Source organism: Achromobacter sp. 1011811831, from assembly GCF_059760905.1.
On record NZ_JCBANG010000020.1, the window covers coordinates 24,077 to 43,354 of the forward strand.

A 19,278-nucleotide genomic window follows, 5' to 3' on the forward strand; every position below is an offset into this window, starting at 1 on the left:
GGCGCCCGCTTGGCCATGAGGCCTTCGGCGCTGGCCGTGACGCACATCGTCACGGCGCGGCCCGAAGGCCTTTTCGCATCCGGCGCCCGCAGCGCCGCTTTCTTTTTCTTTTGAACCAAGTGGTAGAGACATGGAAATCGCGAACAAGGTATTCATCGTTACCGGCGGCGCATCCGGCCTGGGCGCCGGCACCGTGCGCATGCTGGTGGCCAACGGCGCCAAGGTGGTGATCGCCGACCTGCAGGACGAGCCGGGCGAAGCCCTGGCCAAGGAACTGGGCCAGCGCTACGTGCATTGCGACGTCACCCAGGAAGCCGACGGCCAGCGCGCCGTGGCCGCCGCGCGCGAGCTGGGCACGCTGTTCGGCCTGGTGAACTGCGCCGGCGTCGCCCCCGCCGCCAAGATCGTCGGCAAGAACGGCGCCCACCCCCTGGACCTGTTCCAGAAGGTGGTGAGCATCAACCTGATCGGCAGCTTCAACATGATGCGCCTGGCCGCCGAGGCCATGAGCGCCAATGCGCCCGAGCCCACCGGCGAACGCGGCGTCATGATCAACACCGCGTCCGTCGCGGCCTTCGACGGCCAGATCGGCCAGGCGGCCTATGCCGCGTCCAAGGCAGGCGTGGCCGGCATGACCCTGCCCATCGCGCGCGACCTGGCCAAGACCGGCATCCGCTGCATGACCATCGCCCCCGGCATCTTCGGCACGCCCATGATCTTCGGCATGCCGCAGGAAGTGCAGGACTCGCTGGCCGCCAGCATCCCCTTCCCTGCCCGCCTCGGCCGTCCGGAGGACTACGCCAAGCTGGTGCACAGCATCATCACGAACGACATGCTCAACGGCGAGACGATCCGCCTGGACGGCGCGATCCGGATGCCGCCGAAGTAGACCCACCCCGAGCGCTACGCGCTCCCCCTCAAGGGGCGCCGCCACGGACCGGAGGATGAAACCCACCCTCGCCGCGCTACGCGCTTCCCCCTCAAGGGGGCGCCGCCACGGACCGGCGAAGCCGGCTCCGTGCGGCCCCGATGGGCGATGGGCGGATGTGCGTTGTGGGGAGGGTGCCAGCGCCTTGGATGGCATGATCCGTGTGCTGGAGTGTGTGTAGTGTGTGCGTTTGCGTTTGCGAGGCGGGTGACATCCCGCCGCGTTCCCGGTTGGGACACTGCCCGGTTTTTGCTTCGGGCAACCCCTGGATTTATGGATAACTGAAGTGAGTTTGTTCCGCTCCGCGGCCACCGTCAGCAGCTTCACGCTGCTGTCCCGCATTTCTGGCCTGGCCCGTGACGTCCTGGTGGCGCGCGCCTTTGGCGCGGGTCCCATTACCGACGCGTTCTGGGTCGCCTTCCGTATTCCGAACCTGCTACGGCGGCTGTTCGCGGAAGGGGCTTTCGCGCAGGCCTTCGTGCCGATCCTGGGCGCGGCGCGCAACAACCGGTCCGATGACGAGGTGCGCACGCTGCTGGACCGCGTGGCGCTGTTGCTGACGCTGGCGCTGATGCTGGTCACGCTGGTCGGCATCGTCGCCGCGCCCTGGGTGGTGTCGGCCATGGCCAGCGGGCTGCGCGGCGCGGCGCGCGATGCGGAATTCGGCGCCGCGGTCTGGATGACGCGAGTGATGTTCCCGTACATCCTGTGCATGTCGCTGATCGCCTTCGCGTCCGGCGTGCTGAACACCTGGCGGCGCTTCGCCGTGCCGGCCTTCACCCCGGTGCTGCTGAACCTTTCCATGATCGCCGCCTGCCTGTGGCTGGCGCCGCGCATGGACGTGCCGGTGTATGGGCTGGCCATCGGCGTCATGGCCGGCGGCGTGGCACAGCTGGCCGTGCAATGGGTGGCGCTGGCGCGGCTGGGCCTGACGCCGCGCTTTTCGCTGCGGGTGCGCGAGGCCTGGGCCGACGCCACCGTGCAGCGCATCCTCAAGCAGATGGCACCGGCCACGCTGGGCGTGTCCGTGGCCCAGATCTCGCTGCTGATCAATACCAATATCGCGACCTGGCTGACGCCGGGCAGCGTGACCTGGCTGTCCTTCGCCGACCGCCTGATGGAATTCCCCACCGCCCTGCTGGGCGTGGCGCTGGGCACGGTGCTGCTGCCCAGCCTGTCGGCCGCCAATGCGCGCGACGATCATGCCGGCTACAGCGCGCTGCTCGACTGGGGCCTGCGCCTGGTGCTGCTGCTGGGCCTGCCCGCCGCGGTGGGCATGGCGCTGCTGTCCGACGGACTGGTCGCCACGCTGTTTCACTACGGCGCGTTCGCGGCGCAGGATGTGGCGCAGACGCGCCTGGCCGTGATGTCCTACTCGGCCGGGCTGATCGGCCTGCTGGCCGTGAAGATCCTGGCCCCGGGCTTCTACGCCAGGCAGGACATCCGCACCCCGGTCAAGATCGCCATCGGCGTGCTGATCGTGACCCAGTTGCTGAACCTGGCGCTGGTGCCGCTGCTGGCCCACGCCGGCCTGGCGCTGGCCATCGGCCTGGGCGCCTGCCTGAATGCGCTGGCCCTGCTCATCGGGTTGCTGCGGCGCGGCGTCTACCGTCCCGCGCCCGGCTGGACCCGATTCGCGCTGCGGCTGCTGCCGGCGCTGGCCGCGCTGGCCGGACTGCTGGCCTACGCCGACGGCCGCATCGACTGGATCGCGCTGCAGGCCCATGCCGGCCTGCGGGCGGCCTGGCTGAGCGGCGTGCTGGCCGCCAGCGGCGCGATCTATTTCGGAATGTTGTTCCTGTTCGGGTTCCGTCCCCGAGACTTCGGACGGCGCTCCGCGCGTTAATTCCAGGCGTTTTCGCCACATCCTCGTAAAAAGCCGGCTTATCCGCCGGCTTTTTTTCGTCCGATTCGTCAAGAATTGACAAGCTCGCCGTAATCTTTGGTAAAAAACCTTTATTATTTACAAATTGCCAATGAAAGGATCCCCACCTGGGAAAACGCGTGGGAGATGAAGTGAAGTACGCCCAAGGACTACCCGTGGCGGACCAGGTCATCAACTGGTTGCTGCTGCTGCGCTCGGGCCGAGCGACGCCGCAGGACTATAACGATTTCCTGGCGTGGCGTGCGGCCGACCCGCTCCATGAGAATGCCTGGCAGCAGCTGATAAGCACTCTGGAAGGGTCGACGTTCGGCCGGCTCGGCGACGCCTATCCGATAGGCTACGCTGCGGCCGCCCCTGCGTCGCAGCCCGCCGCCCCGCCCCCGCCCCTCGTTTCACCGTCGCGCCGCCGCTTCATGAGCGGCTCGGTGGCGCTCGTCGGTGCGGGCGCCTGCGCCGGCTATGTCGGCAATGCCTTCTACCCTTTGAACAACGTCGCCGCCGACGCCGCCACGGCCACCGGCGAACGCCGCCGCTACGTACTGTCGGACGGCAGCCAGCTTCTGCTGGACGCGCGCAGCCGGGTGAACCTGGACTTCACGCCCGCCTATCGCCAGGTGCGCCTGCTGGACGGCGCCGTCACCGTGTCCGTGGCGCCCGACGCGCGCCGCCCCTTCCTGGTCCAGACCGCCGAAGGCACCGTGCGCGCGCTCGGCACTCGTTACATGGTGCGTCAGCAGGCCCAGCGCACCGTGGTGGTGGTGCACGAACACGAAGTCGAGGTCGAGACCATGTCCGGCGCCCATGGCACCGTGCGGGCCGGCACCGGCGCGCGCTTCGACGCCTTGCGCATGGACACGCCGCGCGCCGAACTGATGGCCGAGGCCGCCTGGGAAGCCGGCTGGATCGACGTGCGCGGCCGGCCGCTGGCCGAGGTGATCGCGGCGCTGCGGCCCTACCGCAGCGGCTCGCTGCGCATCTCCATGGCCGCGGGCGGCCTGCCCGTCTCGGGACATTTCCCGCTGGACGACACCGACGCCGCCCTGCGCTCGCTGCAGGAAAGCATGCCCATCCACATCCGCCGTTACACCCCCTGGTACGTGTCGATCAACGTCGCGACCTGAACCGTCACCTTCTTGCAACGTGCCGTGTTCTGCGTGACCGTCTCGTTGTATACTCGCCACAGCGTTTTTACCCGCATTTTTACCCCAGCAGGCGCCACCCGGATTTCCCGGCAGCCGCGACAAGCGGCACGGCCGACCCGGACATCCCCGGAACTTTCCACAGGGATCGCGACCGGAACCGCCGCCCTGGCGCTCCCGCCCGACCGTCGGGCGTCATCGGTTTGACGGCACATTGAACTTGCAATCCCCCTGGGACTTGCTACAATGTCCGACTTTGCCGAATTCAACTTACTGATACACAATGGCCAACACCGCCCAAGCCCGCAAGCGCGCTCGCCAATCCGTTGAGCGCAACAAGCACAATTCCAGCCTGCGCTCGATGCTGCGCACCGCCATCAAGCGCGTTCGCCAATCCATCGCCGCCGGCGACAAAGCTGCGGCCGGTGAAGTGTTCCAGAAAGCCAGCAGCGTGATCGACCGCGTGGCTGACAAGAACATCATCCACAAGAACAAGGCCGCTCGCCACAAGAGCCGCCTGGCTGCCGCCATCAAGGCGCTGGCCTAAGCCATTCTGCCGCCCCGTTCCCCGGGGCGTCATGAATACGGCAAATAAAAAAGGATGCCCACGGGCATCCTTTTTTCATGGCGGCTTCAGATCGGACGGCCGCCGCGCCCTGCCCCGGCCCCCAGCCTGCCCGCCATCTCGCGAGCCTGCGCGCGCACCGCTGCGGCAAAGGCGTCGACCAGCGGATTCTTCGGCCGATGCTCGGGATACACCGCATTCACCCTGAACGGGAACGAACGCGTCAGCGGCCGCACCTGCAAGCCATTGCCGATGAAGTCGAGCGCCGTCAGCGGATTGACGATGGCCACGCCCAGCCCCTGGCGCACGAAGGCGCAGACCGACACGGCCGACGGCGTCTCGACGATGGAGCGTGGCGCCACGCCCTCGGCCGCGAAAGCCTCGTCGATCTGCAGGCGATAGGGATCGCTGGCCGACAGGCTGACGAACGCCTGCCCCTCGAAATCGCGCAGCTCGATCGCATCGCGCGCCAGCAGCGGATGGCCCTCGGGCAGCGCGCAGACTTCGTCCACCTCGACCAACAGTTCCAATCGCGTGCCCGCCGGCTCGGCGTCGCTCTCGGTCAGCCCCAGATCGTAGCGCTGCGCGCTCAACCACTCTTCCAGGAAGGGCGATTCCTGCGTCTCCACCGACAGGCTGACGCCGGGATGGCCGGCATGGAAGCGGCGAAACGCGCCCGGCAGCACGGAATGGGAAAACGCCGGCAGCGCGATCACCGCCAGCTGGCCGTCCGAATAGGCGCGCAGCCGCGCCGCGGCGGATGCCACCCGCTCCAGCCCCGCGTAGGACTGCCTGACCTCGTCGTACAGCGCCAGCGCCTGCATGGTGGGCCGCAGGCGGCCCCGGATGCGCTCGAACAACGGGAAGCCTATGCTGTGCTCCATGCGGGCCAGTTCCCGGCTCACCGTGGGCTGCGACGTATGCAACAGCTCGGCCGCGCGGGTCACGCTGCCGGCGATCATCAAGGCGCGGAAGACTTCGACGTGCCGGTGCGTCAGCATGGCAATTCCATATCAAGAATGAATGGATCAGGAAATTCAAAGCATTTTACTGGATAGCCCGTCGCAGGCATCATGGCGCTCCAGTTTCACTACCGCATAACAAGGTCCGCCCCATGGCACTCGATCCGCGCCAACTCACCGAACTCGCCACGCAACACGGCACCCCGCTGTGGGTCTATGACGCCGCCGTCATCCGCGAGCGCATCGCCCAGCTGCGCCGCTTCGACGTGATCCGCTATGCGCAGAAGGCCTGCTCGAACATCCATATCCTCAAGCTGATGCGCGCCGAGGGCGCCGTGGTCGACGCCGTGTCGCTGGGCGAGGTCGAGCGCAGCCTGGCCGCGGGTTTCCGCCCCGAGGGCGAGCCGGCCGGCATCGTGTTCACCGCCGACCTGATCGACCACGCCACCATGGCCGCCGTGATCCAGCACGGCATCCCGGTCAACGCCGGCTCGCTGGACATGCTCGAACGCGTCGGCCAGCAGGCGCCCGGCCACCGCGTCTGGCTGCGCATCAACCCCGGCTTCGGCCATGGCCACAGCAACAAGACCAACACCGGCGGCCCGCAAAGCAAGCATGGCATCTGGATCGACGACGTGGCCCAGGCCATCGCCATCGTGCGCCGCCACGGCCTGAAACTGATGGGCATCCACATGCATATCGGCTCGGGCGTGGACTACGGCCACCTGTCCAGCGTCTGCGACGCCATGGTCGACGTGGTCCGCAACCTGGGCCACGACATCGAAGCCATCTCCGCCGGCGGCGGCCTGTCCATCCCGTACAAGGATGGCGAGGCGCGCATCGACTGCGACCATTACTTCGAACAGTGGGACGCCGCGCGCAAGCGCATCGAGCAGCACCTGGGCCATCCGGTCCGACTGGAGATCGAGCCGGGCCGCTTCCTGGTGGCCGAGTCCGGCGCGCTGATCGCCGAGGTGCATGCGATCAACCGACGCCCGGGCCGTGACTTCGTGCTGGTGGACGCCGGTTTCAGCGACCTGATGCGCCCGGCCATGTACGGCAGCTATCACCGCATCTCGGTGCATGCGCCCGACGGCTCGACGCCCCCGGGCGAACCGGCGCGCCTGTCCGTGGCCGGCCCGCTGTGCGAGTCGGGCGATGTGTTCACGCAGGACGCCGGCGGCGTCGTGACCGACAGGCTGCTGCCGCAGCCGCGCATCGGCGACTATCTGGTGCTGCATGACGCCGGCGCCTACGGCTCGTCCATGTCCTCGAACTACAACACCCGGCCGCTGGCGCCGGAAGTGCTGCTGGACCAGGGCCAGGCGCGCCTGATCCGCCGCCGCCAGACCGTCGCCGACCTGCTGGCGCTGGAAAGCTGAGCCCTCGCGGCGCGGGCGGCATCGCGCCGCCGCGCCTGATCGCGGGCCCCAAGACTAAGTCGGGAACGCCTCGCGCAGCCCGAACACCGCCTGCTTGAACACGCCCAGGTCCGTGCCCACCGCCACGAAGTGCATGCCCATGTCCAGGTAGCGCCTGGCGTCGGCATGCACCGGCGCCAGGATGCCCACCGCCTTGCCCTGCGCCGACACGCGCTGGTACAGGTGGCGGATCGCGTCCTGCACCTCGGGATGGCCGGGATTGCCGAGATGCCCCAGCGCGGCGGCCAGGTCCGACGGACCGATGAACACCCCGTCCACGCCCTCCACCGAAGCAATCTCGTCCACCGCCTCGATGCCCGGCCGGCTCTCGATCTGCAGCAGCACGCAGATGTTGTCGTTGATGGTCTGCAGGTAATTGGGCACCGTGCCGTAGCGGTTGCTGCGCTGCGCGCCGGCCACGCCGCGCATGCCCTGCGGCGGATAGCGCGTGGCGGCCACGGCGCGGCGCGCGTCGGCCTCAGACTCGATGAAGGGGATCAACAGGTTGTAGAAGCCGATGTCCAGCATCCGCTTGATCTCGACCGGATCATTCCACGACGGCCGCCCCACCGCCGCGCTGGCGCTGGACTGCAGCGCCTGCAGCTGCTGCAGGAACATCGGCACCTCGTTGGGCGAATGCTCGCCGTCGAGCAGCAGCCAGTCGAAATCGGCCAGCCCGGCCAGCTCGGCCGTGATGTGGCTGGACATGCACATCCAGAATCCGATGAGCCGCTCGCGCGCCAGGATGCGCTGGCGGAAACGGTTGGGCAAGGGTGAATCCATGATGGTCCTCTGTTGCTGCGGGATCCGCGCGGCGAACGCGAAGTCCGCCGCACGGCATGCCGGCGCGGCAAGCCGGCGGAAAACAATGCCGCAAGAATCAATCAATCCATGCGGGCGCCGGATGCCTTGGCGGCCTGGCCCCACTTGGCGATTTCACTGGTGACGAAGGTCGAAAAGGCCTGCGGGTCGCTGCCCACCACCACGAAGCCCACGCTCTCCAGCTTCTGCCGCATGTCGGCCGAGGCCATGGCCTTGGCCGTCGCCTGGCTCAGGCGCTGGATCACGGCGGGCGGCGTCCTGGCCGGCGCCGACAGGCCGAACCAGGATTCGGCCGCGAAACCCGGATAGCCGGACTCCGCCACCGTGGGCGTGTCGGGATAGGCCGGGTTGCGCTTGACGCTGGCCACCGCCAGCGCCCGCAGCTTGCCGGCCTGCACCTGCGGCAACAGGGTGTCCTGGTTGAGGAACAGCACCGTCACGCGGCCACCCAGCAGGTCCGTGATGGCCGCCGCGCCGCCCTTGTACGGCACGTGCACCAGGTCGATCTTGGCCTGCTGCTTGAGCATTTCCATGGCCAGGTGGCCGGACGAGCCGCTGCCCGAACTGGCATGGGTGTACTTGCCCGGGCTCTCGCGCGCCAGCCGGATGAAGTCGGCGAAGGTCTTGCCCGGAAAGTCCGGCGCTGCCACCAGCACGTTGGGCCCGGTGGCCAGCAGCGAGACATGCGCGAAGTCGCTGTCGCGGTACGGCATGCTGGCGTAGAGCGCGTAGTTGATGGCGTTCGAGCCCACGCCCGACAGCAGCACCGTGTAGCCGTCCGGCTCGGCCTTGGCCACCGCGTCCGAGCCGATGTTGCCGTTGGCGCCGCCCTTGTTCTCGACGATGACGGTCTGGCCCAGGTCCTTGGCCAGTTCCACGGCCAGCAGCCTGCCCACCGCGTCGGTGCTGCCGCCGGGCGGGAACGGCACCACCAGCTTGACGGGCCGCGCCGGCCATTGCCCGGTCTGCGCGTACAGCGCGGCGGGCGTCGCCGCTGCCGCCGCCATGATCAGCGCGGCCAGTCCCAGTCGCCGGCGCGCCGGCATTGCGTTGCGTTCCATGTGTGTCTCCTCCTTGTGTGTTCTTCGCCGGGCCGTCTCGACATGAGCGGCCCGGTCGGGGATGGCAGGCCCGCGCCGTCGAACGCGGCTTTGGGGGCATGCACGTTGCGACCCGTCGCCCGGGTCAGTGGATCTCCGGTTCGCCCGCGGACTCCGCCCGCGCTGCCGTCTGCAGAAAATCGAAATCGCAGCCGGTGTCGGCCTGGCCGATGTGCTTGAGGTACAGCACGCCATAGCCACGCTCGAAGCGCGGCGGCGGCGCCTGCCAGGCCGCCTTGCGCGCGGCCAGCTCGGCGTCCGGCACCAGCAGGTTCAGGCTGCGGCCCGGCACGTCCAGCGCCACCAGGTCGCCGTCGCGCACCAGCGCCAGCGGACCGCCCACATAGGCTTCCGGCGCCACGTGCAGCACACAGGCGCCATAGCTGGTGCCGCTCATGCGCGCGTCCGAGATGCGCACCATGTCGCGCACGCCCTGCTTGAGCAGCTTCTGCGGGATCGGCAGCTGGCCCCATTCCGGCATGCCCGGCGCGCCCTGCGGCCCGGCGTTCTGCAGCACGATGACGCTGTCGGCGCTGATGTCCAGCGCCGGATCGTCGATGCGCGCGGCCATGTCGTTGTAGTCCTTGAAGACCACCGCCGGGCCGGTATGCACCTGCAGATGCGCCTCCATCGCCGGCGGCTTGATCACCGCGCCGTCCGGCGCCAGGTTGCCGCGCAGCACGGCCAGGCCGTCGCGCTCGACCAGCGCCTGTCCACGCGCGCGGATCACGTCATCGTTGAACACGCGCGCGCCGGCGATGTTCTCGCCCAGCGTGCGGCCGTCGACCGTGCGCTGCGTCAGGTCCAGCAGGTCGCCCAGCTGCACCAGCAGCGCGCGCAGGCCGCCCGCGTAGTAGAAGTCTTCCATCAGGTACTTGCCGGCGGGCCGCAGATTGGCCAGCACCGGCGTGGTGCGCGCCAGATGGTCGAAGCGGTCCAGGTCCAGGCCGAAGCCGCTGCGCCGCGCCATCGCGATCAGGTGCACCACCGAATTGGTGGAGCCGGACAGCGCCAGCACCGTGCGCACCGCGTTGTCGTAGGACGCGGCGGTCAGCAGGTCCGAGGGCTTGAGGTCTTCCCAGACCATCTCGACGATGCGCTTGCCCGACAGGCTCGCCATCTGCGCGTGGCGCGAGTCGGGCGCCGGAATCGAGGAGTAGCCCGACAGGCACATGCCCAGCGCCTCGACCGCGGCGGTCATGGTGGAGGCCGTGCCCATGGTCATGCAATGGCCGGGAGAACGGGCGATGCCGTCCTCCACGCCCTGCCAGTCTTCCTCGGTGATGTTGCCCGCGCGCAGCTCGGCCCAGTACTTCCAGGTGTCGGACCCGGAGCCCAGCGTGTTGCCGTTCCAGTTGCCGCGCAGCATCGGGCCGGCCGGCACGAACAGCGTGGGCAGGTCCATCGACACCGCGCCCATCAGCAGGGCCGGCGTGGTCTTGTCGCAGCCGCCCATCAGCACGCAGCCGTCGGCCGGATAGGAGCGCAGCAGCTCCTCGGTCTCCATGGCCAGCAGGTTGCGGTACAGCATGGTGGTGGGCTTCTGGAACGGCTCGGACAGGCTCATGGCCGGCATTTCCACCGGAAAGCCGCCGGCCTGCCAGATGCCGCGCTTGACCTCTTCCACGCGCTGCTTGAAGTGGCTGTGACAGGGATTGATGTCGCTCCAGGTATTGATGATGGCGATCACCGGCTTGCCCGCGTAGTCGGAGCGGTGATAGCCCATCTGGGCCGTGCGCGAACGGTGGCCGAACGCGCGCAGGTCCTTCACGCCATACCAGCGGTGGCTGCGCAGTTCCTCGGGAGTCTTGCGGGTCTTGGGTTTGGAAGAATCGCTCATTTGTCTGCTCTTGGTCCTCTGCGCTTGTTGTGCCGCGCTTGGGTGGTGAAAATCCTGATGCCGCGCTCAGTCGCGCTCGCGGTCGACCAGCCGGTGCCGCGCCCGGCCCAGGTGGAACTGCATGGCCACGCGCGCGTGCTCGCCATCCTGCGCGCGAATGGCCGCGAGTATGGTGGCGTGCTCGTCCAGCACGGTCTGGGCGCGCTGGCGCGAGCCGGTGCGCGTAAGGCTGAGCGCCAGGCGCATGAAGCCGCTGATGGAATCGTGAATGCTCTCCAGCACGCCCAGGTAGAAATCGTTGCCGCTGGCCTCGGCGATGCTTGCATGGAACGCCAGGTCGGCCTCCGCCGACATGCGCCCCTGCGCCAGCGATTCGGCGAAGGCCTCGTGCGCCTCCTCTATCTTGTGCAGCTGCTCGTCGGTGCGGCGCAGGGCCGCCAGGCGCGCGGCATCGCCTTCCAGCGCCACCCGCACCTCCTGTGCGCGCAGATAGGCGCTGACGTGCTCGACCTCGCCGAAGGTCTTCAGCCGGGGCGCGGGCTGATGGCTGACGAAGGTGCCCAGGCCCTGATGCGCCGTGACCAGCCCATCGGCGCGCAGGCGCAGCAGCGCCTCGCGCACCACCGGCCGCGAGACGCCGTAGCGCTCGGAGATCTCGTTCTCGGAAGGCAGCTTGTCGCCGACGCCGAGATTGCCCGAGACGAGCTGTTCGAAGATCTGGCCGTAGAGCTGGTCCGCCAGCCGCACGCGATGGCGGCGCTCCAGCGGCTGCGCGGTTTCCGCGTCCGCGGGCGCTTGCGGCGCGCTTGGCGATGGGGTCGGTTTTCGGGCCACGGAATCTCCTTCGGCATCGGGCGCAAAGACAGCGCACATCGTACCGTCAAATACGAGCCCGACGGACGATGCGCGGGCTCACGCGGCCACGGCTTCCCGGTCCCATTCGGCCAGCGCGCGCGCCACCGGCGCCACGCGTTCGCGTTCGGCGGCGGACAGTCCCGTGAGCAAGGGCAGCATCGGCCCCATGTCGGCCACGCCGGCCAGCGTCACCGCGTCGTGCAGCACGCGGATGGGGCTGATGCCATCGCGGCAGTCCTCCAGCCCCAGGTAGCGCTGGCGCACGCCTTCGGCCTCGTCGTAGCGGCCCTCGGCCAGCAGCCGCAGCAGGCGCATGGAGCCCCGCGGCGCGACGCAGACCGAGCCGGACGTGAAGCTCGACAGGCCGAAATGCCGGTAATGCGCGATGGCCGGCCGCTCGCCGATGCCGCTGACGATCCAGCTCGCCTCGACCTCGTCCAGCAGCGCGCGCAGGTAGTCGTCGCGCAGCGGATCCTCGCGCACCACGGCGTACTTCAAGGCCACGATGCGGCCTTCCTCGATCAGCCGCGCGACCGTCGCCGGCGCCAGGTAGCCGGCCGACTTGATATAGACCACGGCCGGCTTGGCCAGCGCGTCGGTGAAGCGCCGCACGCCATCCGCCAGGCCCTCGTCCGTGTACGGGAAGGACATGGGCAGCAGCATGGCCGTCGGAAAGGCGCGCGTGCGCAGCACCAAGGCCTGGTCCATCATCTTGCCGTAGTCCGGCCCCGCCGACGGCAGGATCCAGGTGTCGGGGCCGGCCAGCGCGGCCAGCATGTCCACGATGCGCGCGTACTCGCCGAGCCCCACGTTGTAGAAGTTGGCATTGCCGCCGTACATGACGCTGCGCACGCCGCCGGCCTCCAGATGCGCCAGCAGCGCCCGGTTGGCGGCCTCGTTCAGCGTCAGGTCCGCGCGGCGCGCCAGCGGCGGCACCGCGATGACCGAGCGTTGCAGGTCCTGGTGGGTGACCGGGGAGGTTTTCATGGGCGGCTCCGGGCAGGCTGGCTTGTCGGATGATCAAGTCCGGCACAGCATACTTGATTGACAAGTTAAAGCTCAATACCCGTCTTTGTATTACAAGCTGTCCCGGCAGGATGCCGCGCCTTGCGCGCCGGCGTCGTGAGCGGCAGGAACAAGGTTCGCCTTGTTCATCCTTGCCTGGCCATGCGCCGCAGCGCCTGCGGCGGCTGGCCATAGACACGCAGGAAAGTCCGTCGCATCCGTTCGCTGTCGGTAAAGCCAGCCCGCCGCGCCACGCTGTCGATACTGTCGGCGCCCGCCTCGAGGTGCGCGCGCGCCGCCTCCGCCCGAATGCGTTCGACCGCCTTGGCGGGCGTTTCGCCGGTCTCGGCCTTGAAGCTGCGCAGGAACTGGCGCGGGCTGACACAGGCCACCTCGGCCAGATGCTCGACGGTCAGCGCCGCGCCAAGATTCCCGCGGATGTGCTCCAGCACGGCGCGGATGCGTTCGCTGTCGGGCGCCAGGTCCTGCAGCGCCGAGAACTGCGACTGGCCGCCCGAACGTCGGTGATAGACCACCATCTCGCGTGCGGTGGCGCCCGCCACCTCCGCGCCCAGGTCGGACTCGACCATCGCCAGCGCGAGGTCTATGCCGGCGGTGATGCCGGCCGAGGTCCAGGTATCGCGATCGCACACGTGGATCCGGTCGGCGTCGACGCGCACGTCCGGATGGTTGCGCGCGAGTTCGGCGGCATGACGCCAGTGGGTGGTGGCGCGCAGCCCGTCGAGCAGGCCCGCGGCTGCCAGCACGAACGCGCCCGTGCAGACGCTGGCCAGGCGCCGGCCGGCCTGGCGATGGGCGTGCAGATACCTGCGCATGGCCGGTGTGACGGCGGCCGCGCGCGCGCCCTCGCCGCCCGGCACCACCAGCGTGCCTGGCGGCGCGTCGCGCCAGGATCGAGTCAGGACTTCGACCCCGCAAGAACTACGCACCGGGCCGCCACGCTCCGACACAAGGTGAACCGCGTAGGCCGGACCGGCGGCGGTCTGAGCCTGCTTGCCGGCGGTCTGGAACACCGCGGCAGGGCCTGACATATCCAGCAATTGGAAGTCCGGCACCAGCAGGAAGATGACGTCGTGTGGCATGGCGGTTTTTGAGGGAATTATGTCATTTACGCCATAGTTTGCGTCGCTAAAGTGAGGCCTGTCAAACCCGTCAGCCCCACGCGGCCGCGCTTGCCGCGCCGCTCCCCATACCGCTCATTCCCAATCGACCCTGCCATGCCCCCGTCAGCCTCCCCCACCCACGGCCGTCGCAACGCCCGTCTCCTGGCCATCTGCCAGGGCCTGTTCGTCGCCGCCATCTCCATCGACCTGACGCTGACGGCGCTGACCGGCCACATGCTCGCGCCCAACAAGGCCTTGTCGACCCTGCCATTCGCGCTGATCACGGTCGCGGGCGCACTGGTCACCTGGTTTGCCTCGTTGCTGATGCAGCGCATCGGCCGGCGCAGGGGATTCACGCTGGGCGCGCTGGCTGGCGCGGCGGGCGGCGGTTTGTCGGTATGGGCCGTGTTTCATGCCGATTTCTGGGTGTTCTGCGCCGGCACCGCACTCGTCGGCGTCTTCCAGGCCTTTGCCCAGTACTACCGACTGGCGGCGGCGGACGCCGTCGAACCCGCCGCCAAGAGCCGCGCGATCTCGGTGGTGATGGCGGGCGGCGTCATCGCCGCCATTGCCGGCCCCGCATTGGCCGCCTGGAGTCGCGATCTTTTCGCGCCGGTCGCCTTCGCCGGCGCGTATTTGATGGTGGCCTTGCTGGCGCTGCTGTCGGCCGCGCTGCTGTGGGTCGGCTATCGCGACACCGAAGCACCCGCCGCGCCAGGCGAGACCCAGGCCGGCCTGCCGGCGCGGCCGCTGCGCGAGGTGGCCCGCCAGCCGGTGTTCGTCGCCGCGCTTGCCAACAACGTGGTCGGGTCGGTGTCGATGATGTTCATCATGACCGCCGCGCCGCTGGCCGCCGTGGCGTGCAGCCACAGCATCGGTGACGGCGCCAACATCATGCAATGGCACCTGGTCGGCATGTACGCACCGGCTTTCTTCGCCGGCACGCTGATCCAGCGCTTCGGCCTGCCCCAGGTGCTGGGCGCCGGCATGCTGCTGAACGTCGCGTGCGCGCTGATCGCGATGACCTCGCCGTCGCTGCCCGCGTTCTATGCGGCGCTGTTCTGCCTGGGGGTGGGATGGAACTTCATGTTCGTCGGCGGCACCACGCTGCTGGCGCAGTCCTACCGTCCGTCGGAACGCGCCCGCGCGCAAGGCGCGGCCGAGATGCTGCGTTATGCCGCCACCGCGCTGGCCACCCTGGCAGCCGGACCGGCGCTGGACGCCTTCGGGTGGCAAGCGCTGAACGCGGCCATGCTGCCGGTGGTGCTGGCGGCCGGCCTGATGACATGGTGGTGGGCGCGTGGGCCGGCCCGGGGGGTAGCGGTGGCCGGGTCGGATTGACCCGGCGGGCCACCGGCGCCAGGCGAGAGCCTGGGCCGATGGCCCGCGCGACCCGCGCCGCAGACCAGGCGCACGCGCTAGTGCGAGGCGGGCGCACTGACTCCCACTCCGGTCTGGCTGCGCACATATAGATCAAGGAATCGTGCGCGCTCTGACGCCGCCGCCTCGCTGCGGTCCAACAGCGACACGACGATGGCCACGGCGAACGCCAAAGGCATCGAGAACAGCGCTGGCTGCTCATACGGAAAGAGCGCATCCGCGTAGCCCAGAACGTTGACCCACACGGACTTCGAGGCACAGACCAGGGCCACGGCGGACACCAGGCCGGTATAGCCGCCGGCCAATGCCCCTCTTGTTGTAAGTCCGCGCCAGAACATCGAAAGAAACAGGACGGGAAAATTGGCCGACGCCGCCACGCCGAACGCGATGGCCACCATGAAAGCGACATTCACTTTCTGGAAAACAATGCCTAGCAGGATGGCCACGACACCCAGTGCCAGCGTCGCGAACTTCGTGAGTCGCAGTTCCTTGGCTTCGTCGGCTACCCCTCGACAGATGACGTGAACATAGAAGTCACGCGCGATCGCCGATGCCCCGGCAAGCGCCAGCCCCGACACGACGGCCAGAATGGTGGCAAACGTGATCGCCGCGAGGAAACCGAACATCAAGTCACCGCCCACGGCATGCGCAAGGTGCATCGCCACCATGTTTCCGCCGCCCAGCAACTTGCCGTTGATGTCGCCCGCCTCGAAGAACCTCAAGTCCTGGCTGACGATGACGATGGACGCCAGCCCCAGAATCAGCAGCACGTTGAAGAAATATCCGATGAAGCCACTGGCATACAGCACGGATTTTCTCGCTTCCTTTGCATCCTTCACCGTGAAGAATCGCATCAGGATATGAGGCATCCCCGCCGTGCCGAAGATGAGGCCAAGGCTCAAGGAAATCGCGGCGAGGGGATCCCCCAGAAGCTTGCCCGGCATCAGCAACGCCGCCCCGCTCCGGTGAATCTCCATGGCACGGGAAACCAGCGCCCCGAAATCGAAGTCGAATTTCGAGAACGCGAGCAAGGCCACGATCGTGCCACCGATCAACAACAGAAACGCCTTGGTGATCTGCACCCACGTGGTGGCCACCATCCCCCCGAAAATGACGTACGCCATCATCAGGAAGCCGACGATGATCAGCGCCCAGTTGTATTCCAGCCCAAACAAGAGCTTGATCAACTGTCCCGCGCCAACCATCTGGGCGATCAGATAGAAGCAGACCACGACCAGCGAGCCAAGCGCCGACATGGCCCGGATCGGACGCTGGGCCAGCCGGTAGGACGTGACATCCGCGAAGGTGAACTTTCCCAGGTTCCTCAATCTGTCGGTCATCAGCAGCAACAGCACCGGCCAACCGGTAAAGAACGCGATCAGATAGATATAGCCGTCGATGCCATCCGTGTAGATGATCGCGGTGATCCCCAGCAGCGTCGAGGCGGACATATAGTCTCCCGCCAGGGCCAGCCCATTCTGCATGCTGCTTATGCCGCCACCCGCGCTGTAGAAATCCGAAGCGGATCGGCTCCGCTTCGCTGCCCATACGGTGATTCCCAGCGTGACCAGCACAAAGCAGAAAAACAGCGCGATCGCATGCACATTGACGGGCTGGCGCGACGTCTCTCCGATTGCGACATCAGCCCATGCCGCCGGCGATGCCAGCGCCCACCCCAGGAAAAGAATCAAGAGCTTTCGCGCGAGAGTCATTGCATCCTCCCCTCGCCCGCCTTCTCCACGAGGCTGCGGAGCATCGGATCGAACTTGCCGTTCGCGAACGAGACATAGATCGTGGAGATGATCAGGAACAGCAGGAACAAGGCCAGCTCGGCGGCGATCCCCACCGTCAAGCCGCTCCCGGCGTAGAACGGCTGCGCGGCGAATTTCGGCATCAGGCATACAACGCCCAGAAATCCGAAATAGCCCAGGAAAATAACAAGCAACAGCGAACAAACAAGTCGATTTCGACTGGAAACCAGTTTCGAGAAGCTCTTGTTGGCATATATCTTCTCGAATTGCAGCGAGACTTCCGCGGCGGCCTTGTTCACCTGAATAGGCACGGAATGGCTATCAGACAAAACTGTCTCCTTTGGATTTCAAGCGATCACGGGTGCTCGCGGCGCCTGTCATTGCCTGTGTTGGGTTTTATTCTTGTGAATGTGAATGCTCGACTTCCAGCTATCCGGGAAATAGCGCTTCGGCCGCACCTCCGACGGCCTCCTTCCGTATCGCCGCTGGGGCGCACGAACCATCGTGCGTGGACCATCAATCCAGAAAGTGACGCCACCTCCATGTGGCATCACTCCCTGCGCTAGCTCATTTTTCGCGCTTCGGCCCGTTGCTTCAGGTAGGTATCCTGGATGTACCGCGTATGGATCCTGGCTTCTGCGAAGTCAGGACTGCCGATCAGCTGAAGATGGAATTCGCGCGTCGTCTGCACGCCTTCGATTTCAAGCTCCTGAAGCGCGCGCTGCATCCGCGCAATCGCCTCGGCCCTGGATTCTCCCCAGCAGATCACCTTGCCCAACAGGGAGTCGTAATAGGGCGGCACCACGTAGCCCGAAAAGATATGGCTATCCATTCGCACGCCGATGCCGCCGGGCGGGGAATACCGCTGGACCTTGCCAGGCTTGGGCTGGAAATCCTGTTCCGGGTCTTCGGCATTGATGCGGCATTCAATGGCGTGACCGTTGAGCCGGACGTCCGCCTGAAGCAGCTCGATGCGTTCCCCCGACGCGATGCGGATCTGGGCCTTGACCAGGTCAATTCCGCAGACCATTTCAGTGACAGGATGCTCGACCTGGATCCGCGTGTTCATTTCCATGAAGTAGAAGCGCTGCGACGCGGGATCGAGAATGCACTCGATCGTGCCGGCGCTGCGATACTGCACATGCCTGCACAAGCTGACTGCCGCCTCGCCTATCTTCGCGCGCAACGCTGCGCTCAACACCGGCGACGGGCTCTCCTCCACAAGCTTCTGATTGCGGCGTTGCGAAGAACAGTCGCGCTCGCCCAGATGCAGGATGTTGTGGCCATCACCCAGCACCTGAATCTCGATGTGCCGGATATCTGTCAGGAATTTTTCCAGATACATGGCGCCATTGCCGAACGCAATCATGGCTTCGCGCGAGGCTTCGAGAAACGCCTTCTCGATCATCGACGCATCGTTGACGACGCGCATTCCCCGCCCTCCGCCACCCGCCGAGGCCTTCAACAGCACGGGATAGCCGATGCTCTCCGCGATCGATGCCGCTTCCTCGGCGGACGCCACGATGCCCTTGGAACCGGGAGTGGTTGGCACGCCGGCCTCTTCGGCCAGCTTCCTCGCCGTTGCCTTGTCTCCCATCGCGCGTATCGAGGCGCCGGTCGGCCCCACGAAAATGAAGCCCTCCGCTTCGACCAGATCGGCGAAATCGGCGTTCTCCGAGAGGAATCCATACCCTGGATGAATCGCATCCACGCCAAGCGCCGACGCCGCTCCCAGAATCCGCTGCGCGTTCAAGTAGCTATCTTGCGGCTTGGGACCGCCGATGCAAACCGCGCGGTCCGCCATGCGAACCGCGAGCGAGTCCCTGTCCGCCTCGGAGAAAACCTGAACCGTTTCAATGCCCAACTCGCGGCACGCCCGCAGGATGCGGACGGCGATTTCGCCACGGTTTGCAACCAACAACCGCTTGATCTTCGAACCCATCGACACACCCCTCTCAGTTGGCAGGCTCGATCACGATGAGAGGCTGTCCGTATTCCACGGTGTCCCCGTCGGAGACCAGGATTTCCCGGACGATGCCACCCGATTGCGCCGACAGTGCGTTCATCAACTTCATGACTTCAATGATGCACACCGTGTCGTGCGCGGCAATCACGTCTCCGACGGCGACAAAGGGCTTCGCGCCAGGCTCGGGAGCGCAATAGAACGTTCCGACCATGGGCGCGCGGACCGTGACGAAATGCTCCGGCCATTCATTGCGGACATGGGCAGCGGGTGCCGGCGTCGTGTTCGGTGCCGCCCCGGGGACACGGATCGCGACTTGCGGCGCCGGCTCCACGGACGCGGCGACCGGCTCGGAGCCAGGCAAAGGACGTTGTGCCTGAGTCGCGGCATCGCCAAGCGGCGCATGCTTGCTCAGCGAAATCTCGATGTCGTTGTAGCGCAATCGAAACTCGCCAAACTTGTCGGCTTCCTCGACAAGCTTGATGATTTCCCTGACGTCCTGGTAGGTAAGGGTCTTATCGGTCATTCAGTTTTCTCC

17 protein-coding genes are annotated in these 19,278 nt (G+C 67.1%); 6 read left to right on the forward strand and 11 right to left on the reverse strand.

Features of this window, described 5'->3' with window-relative positions; translation table 11 throughout:
- Positions 1–130 precede the first annotated feature (130 nt).
- The 4 genes from AC6LJ9_RS10480 to rpsT all read left to right on the forward strand — a co-directional run bounded on the left by AC6LJ9_RS10480 (position 131) and on the right by rpsT (position 4,499).
- Positions 131–889 carry a 3-hydroxyacyl-CoA dehydrogenase gene (locus tag AC6LJ9_RS10480; RefSeq protein WP_392408922.1) on the forward strand — a complete coding sequence of 253 codons (759 nt, stop codon included), beginning with the start codon at positions 131–133 and terminating at the stop codon, positions 887–889.
- 277 nt (positions 890–1,166) lie between these two features.
- Positions 1,167–2,774: a murein biosynthesis integral membrane protein MurJ gene (gene murJ / locus AC6LJ9_RS10485; RefSeq protein ID WP_498147520.1), complete on the forward strand. Its 1,608-nt coding sequence runs from the start codon at positions 1,167–1,169 to the stop codon at positions 2,772–2,774.
- Between the two features lie 194 nt (positions 2,775–2,968).
- A complete protein-coding gene (locus AC6LJ9_RS10490) occupies positions 2,969–3,934 on the forward strand; it encodes a FecR domain-containing protein (protein ID WP_498147521.1) in 966 nt (321 codons plus the stop codon).
- 301 nt (positions 3,935–4,235) lie between these two features.
- The gene (gene rpsT, locus AC6LJ9_RS10495) at positions 4,236–4,499 is read left to right on the forward strand and encodes a 30S ribosomal protein S20 (protein ID WP_006396042.1); all 264 of its coding nucleotides are present in this window, start codon (positions 4,236–4,238) and stop codon (positions 4,497–4,499) included.
- Positions 4,500–4,585: 86 nt separating this feature from the next.
- On the opposite strand, the gene AC6LJ9_RS10500 is transcribed toward rpsT, so the two are convergent.
- Complete coding sequence (locus tag AC6LJ9_RS10500) at positions 4,586–5,518, reverse strand: LysR family transcriptional regulator (protein ID WP_498147485.1); 933 nt, start codon at positions 5,516–5,518, stop codon at positions 4,586–4,588.
- Positions 5,519–5,631: 113 nt separating this feature from the next.
- On the opposite strand from AC6LJ9_RS10500, the gene lysA reads away from it, so the two are divergent.
- Positions 5,632–6,861: a diaminopimelate decarboxylase gene (lysA, locus tag AC6LJ9_RS10505; protein WP_498147486.1), complete on the forward strand. Its 1,230-nt coding sequence runs from the start codon at positions 5,632–5,634 to the stop codon at positions 6,859–6,861.
- Between the two features lie 54 nt (positions 6,862–6,915).
- Here lysA and garL read toward each other — a convergent pair whose 3' ends face one another.
- From garL to AC6LJ9_RS10535, 6 genes are all read right to left on the reverse strand, one after another.
- Positions 6,916–7,683: a 2-dehydro-3-deoxyglucarate aldolase gene (garL, locus tag AC6LJ9_RS10510; protein WP_103275169.1), complete on the reverse strand. Its 768-nt coding sequence runs from the start codon at positions 7,681–7,683 to the stop codon at positions 6,916–6,918.
- A 101-nt stretch (positions 7,684–7,784) separates the two neighbouring features.
- Positions 7,785–8,783 (reverse strand): tripartite tricarboxylate transporter substrate binding protein, encoded by a 999-nt coding sequence (locus AC6LJ9_RS10515; protein WP_498147487.1) that lies wholly within the window; start codon positions 8,781–8,783, stop codon positions 7,785–7,787.
- A 124-nt stretch (positions 8,784–8,907) separates the two neighbouring features.
- Complete coding sequence (gene araD / locus AC6LJ9_RS10520; RefSeq protein ID WP_498147488.1) at positions 8,908–10,662, reverse strand: L-arabinonate dehydratase; 1,755 nt, start codon at positions 10,660–10,662, stop codon at positions 8,908–8,910.
- 66 nt (positions 10,663–10,728) lie between these two features.
- Positions 10,729–11,535 carry a FadR/GntR family transcriptional regulator gene (locus tag AC6LJ9_RS10525; RefSeq protein ID WP_498147489.1) on the reverse strand — a complete coding sequence of 269 codons (807 nt, stop codon included), beginning with the start codon at positions 11,533–11,535 and terminating at the stop codon, positions 10,729–10,731.
- Positions 11,536–11,574: 39 nt separating this feature from the next.
- Positions 11,575–12,504, reverse strand: a complete 930-nt coding sequence (locus AC6LJ9_RS10530; protein WP_498147490.1) for a dihydrodipicolinate synthase family protein — start codon at positions 12,502–12,504, stop codon at positions 11,575–11,577.
- A gap of 164 nt (positions 12,505–12,668) precedes the next feature.
- Positions 12,669–13,625: a GlxA family transcriptional regulator gene (locus AC6LJ9_RS10535; RefSeq protein ID WP_498147491.1), complete on the reverse strand. Its 957-nt coding sequence runs from the start codon at positions 13,623–13,625 to the stop codon at positions 12,669–12,671.
- Positions 13,626–13,760: 135 nt separating this feature from the next.
- Here AC6LJ9_RS10535 and AC6LJ9_RS10540 point away from each other — a divergent pair, with 135 nt between their 5' ends.
- On the forward strand, positions 13,761–14,987 hold the full coding sequence (locus AC6LJ9_RS10540; protein WP_498147492.1) for an MFS transporter: 1,227 nt from the start codon (positions 13,761–13,763) through the stop codon (positions 14,985–14,987).
- 77 nt (positions 14,988–15,064) lie between these two features.
- Here the strand turns inward: AC6LJ9_RS10540 and AC6LJ9_RS10545 are convergent, their stop codons facing one another.
- From AC6LJ9_RS10545 to accB, 4 genes are all read right to left on the reverse strand, one after another.
- Complete coding sequence (locus AC6LJ9_RS10545; protein ID WP_498147493.1) at positions 15,065–16,738, reverse strand: cation/acetate symporter; 1,674 nt, start codon at positions 16,736–16,738, stop codon at positions 15,065–15,067.
- On the reverse strand, positions 16,735–17,106 hold the full coding sequence (locus AC6LJ9_RS10550; RefSeq protein WP_498147494.1) for a DUF485 domain-containing protein: 372 nt from the start codon (positions 17,104–17,106) through the stop codon (positions 16,735–16,737). The genes AC6LJ9_RS10545 and AC6LJ9_RS10550 overlap by 4 nt, the downstream gene beginning before the upstream one ends.
- A 233-nt stretch (positions 17,107–17,339) precedes the next feature.
- Positions 17,340–18,719, reverse strand: coding sequence for an acetyl-CoA carboxylase biotin carboxylase subunit (accC, locus tag AC6LJ9_RS10555; protein ID WP_498147495.1), 1,380 nt, complete (start codon positions 18,717–18,719; stop codon positions 17,340–17,342).
- A 13-nt stretch (positions 18,720–18,732) separates the two neighbouring features.
- The gene (accB, locus tag AC6LJ9_RS10560; RefSeq protein ID WP_498147496.1) at positions 18,733–19,266 is read right to left on the reverse strand and encodes an acetyl-CoA carboxylase biotin carboxyl carrier protein; all 534 of its coding nucleotides are present in this window, start codon (positions 19,264–19,266) and stop codon (positions 18,733–18,735) included.
- Between the last annotated feature and the right edge of the window lie 12 nt (positions 19,267–19,278).

What these genes read in the sequence shown, in the direction of transcription:
- AC6LJ9_RS10500 (WP_498147485.1), bottom strand. Translation starts at nt 5,518, where the DNA reads ATGCTGACGCACCGGCACGTCGAAGTCTTCCGCGCCTTGATGATCGCC.
- AC6LJ9_RS10535 (WP_498147491.1), bottom strand. Translation starts at nt 13,625, where the DNA reads ATGCCACACGACGTCATCTTCCTGCTGGTGCCGGACTTCCAATTGCTG.
- lysA (WP_498147486.1), top strand. Translation starts at nt 5,632, where the DNA reads ATGGCACTCGATCCGCGCCAACTCACCGAACTCGCCACGCAACACGGC.
- AC6LJ9_RS10545 (WP_498147493.1), bottom strand. Translation starts at nt 16,738, where the DNA reads ATGACTCTCGCGCGAAAGCTCTTGATTCTTTTCCTGGGGTGGGCGCTG.
- accB (WP_498147496.1), bottom strand. Translation starts at nt 19,266, where the DNA reads ATGACCGATAAGACCCTTACCTACCAGGACGTCAGGGAAATCATCAAG.
- AC6LJ9_RS10480 (WP_392408922.1), top strand. Translation starts at nt 131, where the DNA reads ATGGAAATCGCGAACAAGGTATTCATCGTTACCGGCGGCGCATCCGGC.
- AC6LJ9_RS10540 (WP_498147492.1), top strand. Translation starts at nt 13,761, where the DNA reads ATGCCCCCGTCAGCCTCCCCCACCCACGGCCGTCGCAACGCCCGTCTC.
- AC6LJ9_RS10515 (WP_498147487.1), bottom strand. Translation starts at nt 8,783, where the DNA reads ATGGAACGCAACGCAATGCCGGCGCGCCGGCGACTGGGACTGGCCGCG.
- accC (WP_498147495.1), bottom strand. Translation starts at nt 18,719, where the DNA reads ATGGGTTCGAAGATCAAGCGGTTGTTGGTTGCAAACCGTGGCGAAATC.
- rpsT (WP_006396042.1), top strand. Translation starts at nt 4,236, where the DNA reads ATGGCCAACACCGCCCAAGCCCGCAAGCGCGCTCGCCAATCCGTTGAG.
- garL (WP_103275169.1), bottom strand. Translation starts at nt 7,683, where the DNA reads ATGGATTCACCCTTGCCCAACCGTTTCCGCCAGCGCATCCTGGCGCGC.
- AC6LJ9_RS10530 (WP_498147490.1), bottom strand. Translation starts at nt 12,504, where the DNA reads ATGAAAACCTCCCCGGTCACCCACCAGGACCTGCAACGCTCGGTCATC.
- AC6LJ9_RS10525 (WP_498147489.1), bottom strand. Translation starts at nt 11,535, where the DNA reads ATGTGCGCTGTCTTTGCGCCCGATGCCGAAGGAGATTCCGTGGCCCGA.
- araD (WP_498147488.1), bottom strand. Translation starts at nt 10,662, where the DNA reads ATGAGCGATTCTTCCAAACCCAAGACCCGCAAGACTCCCGAGGAACTG.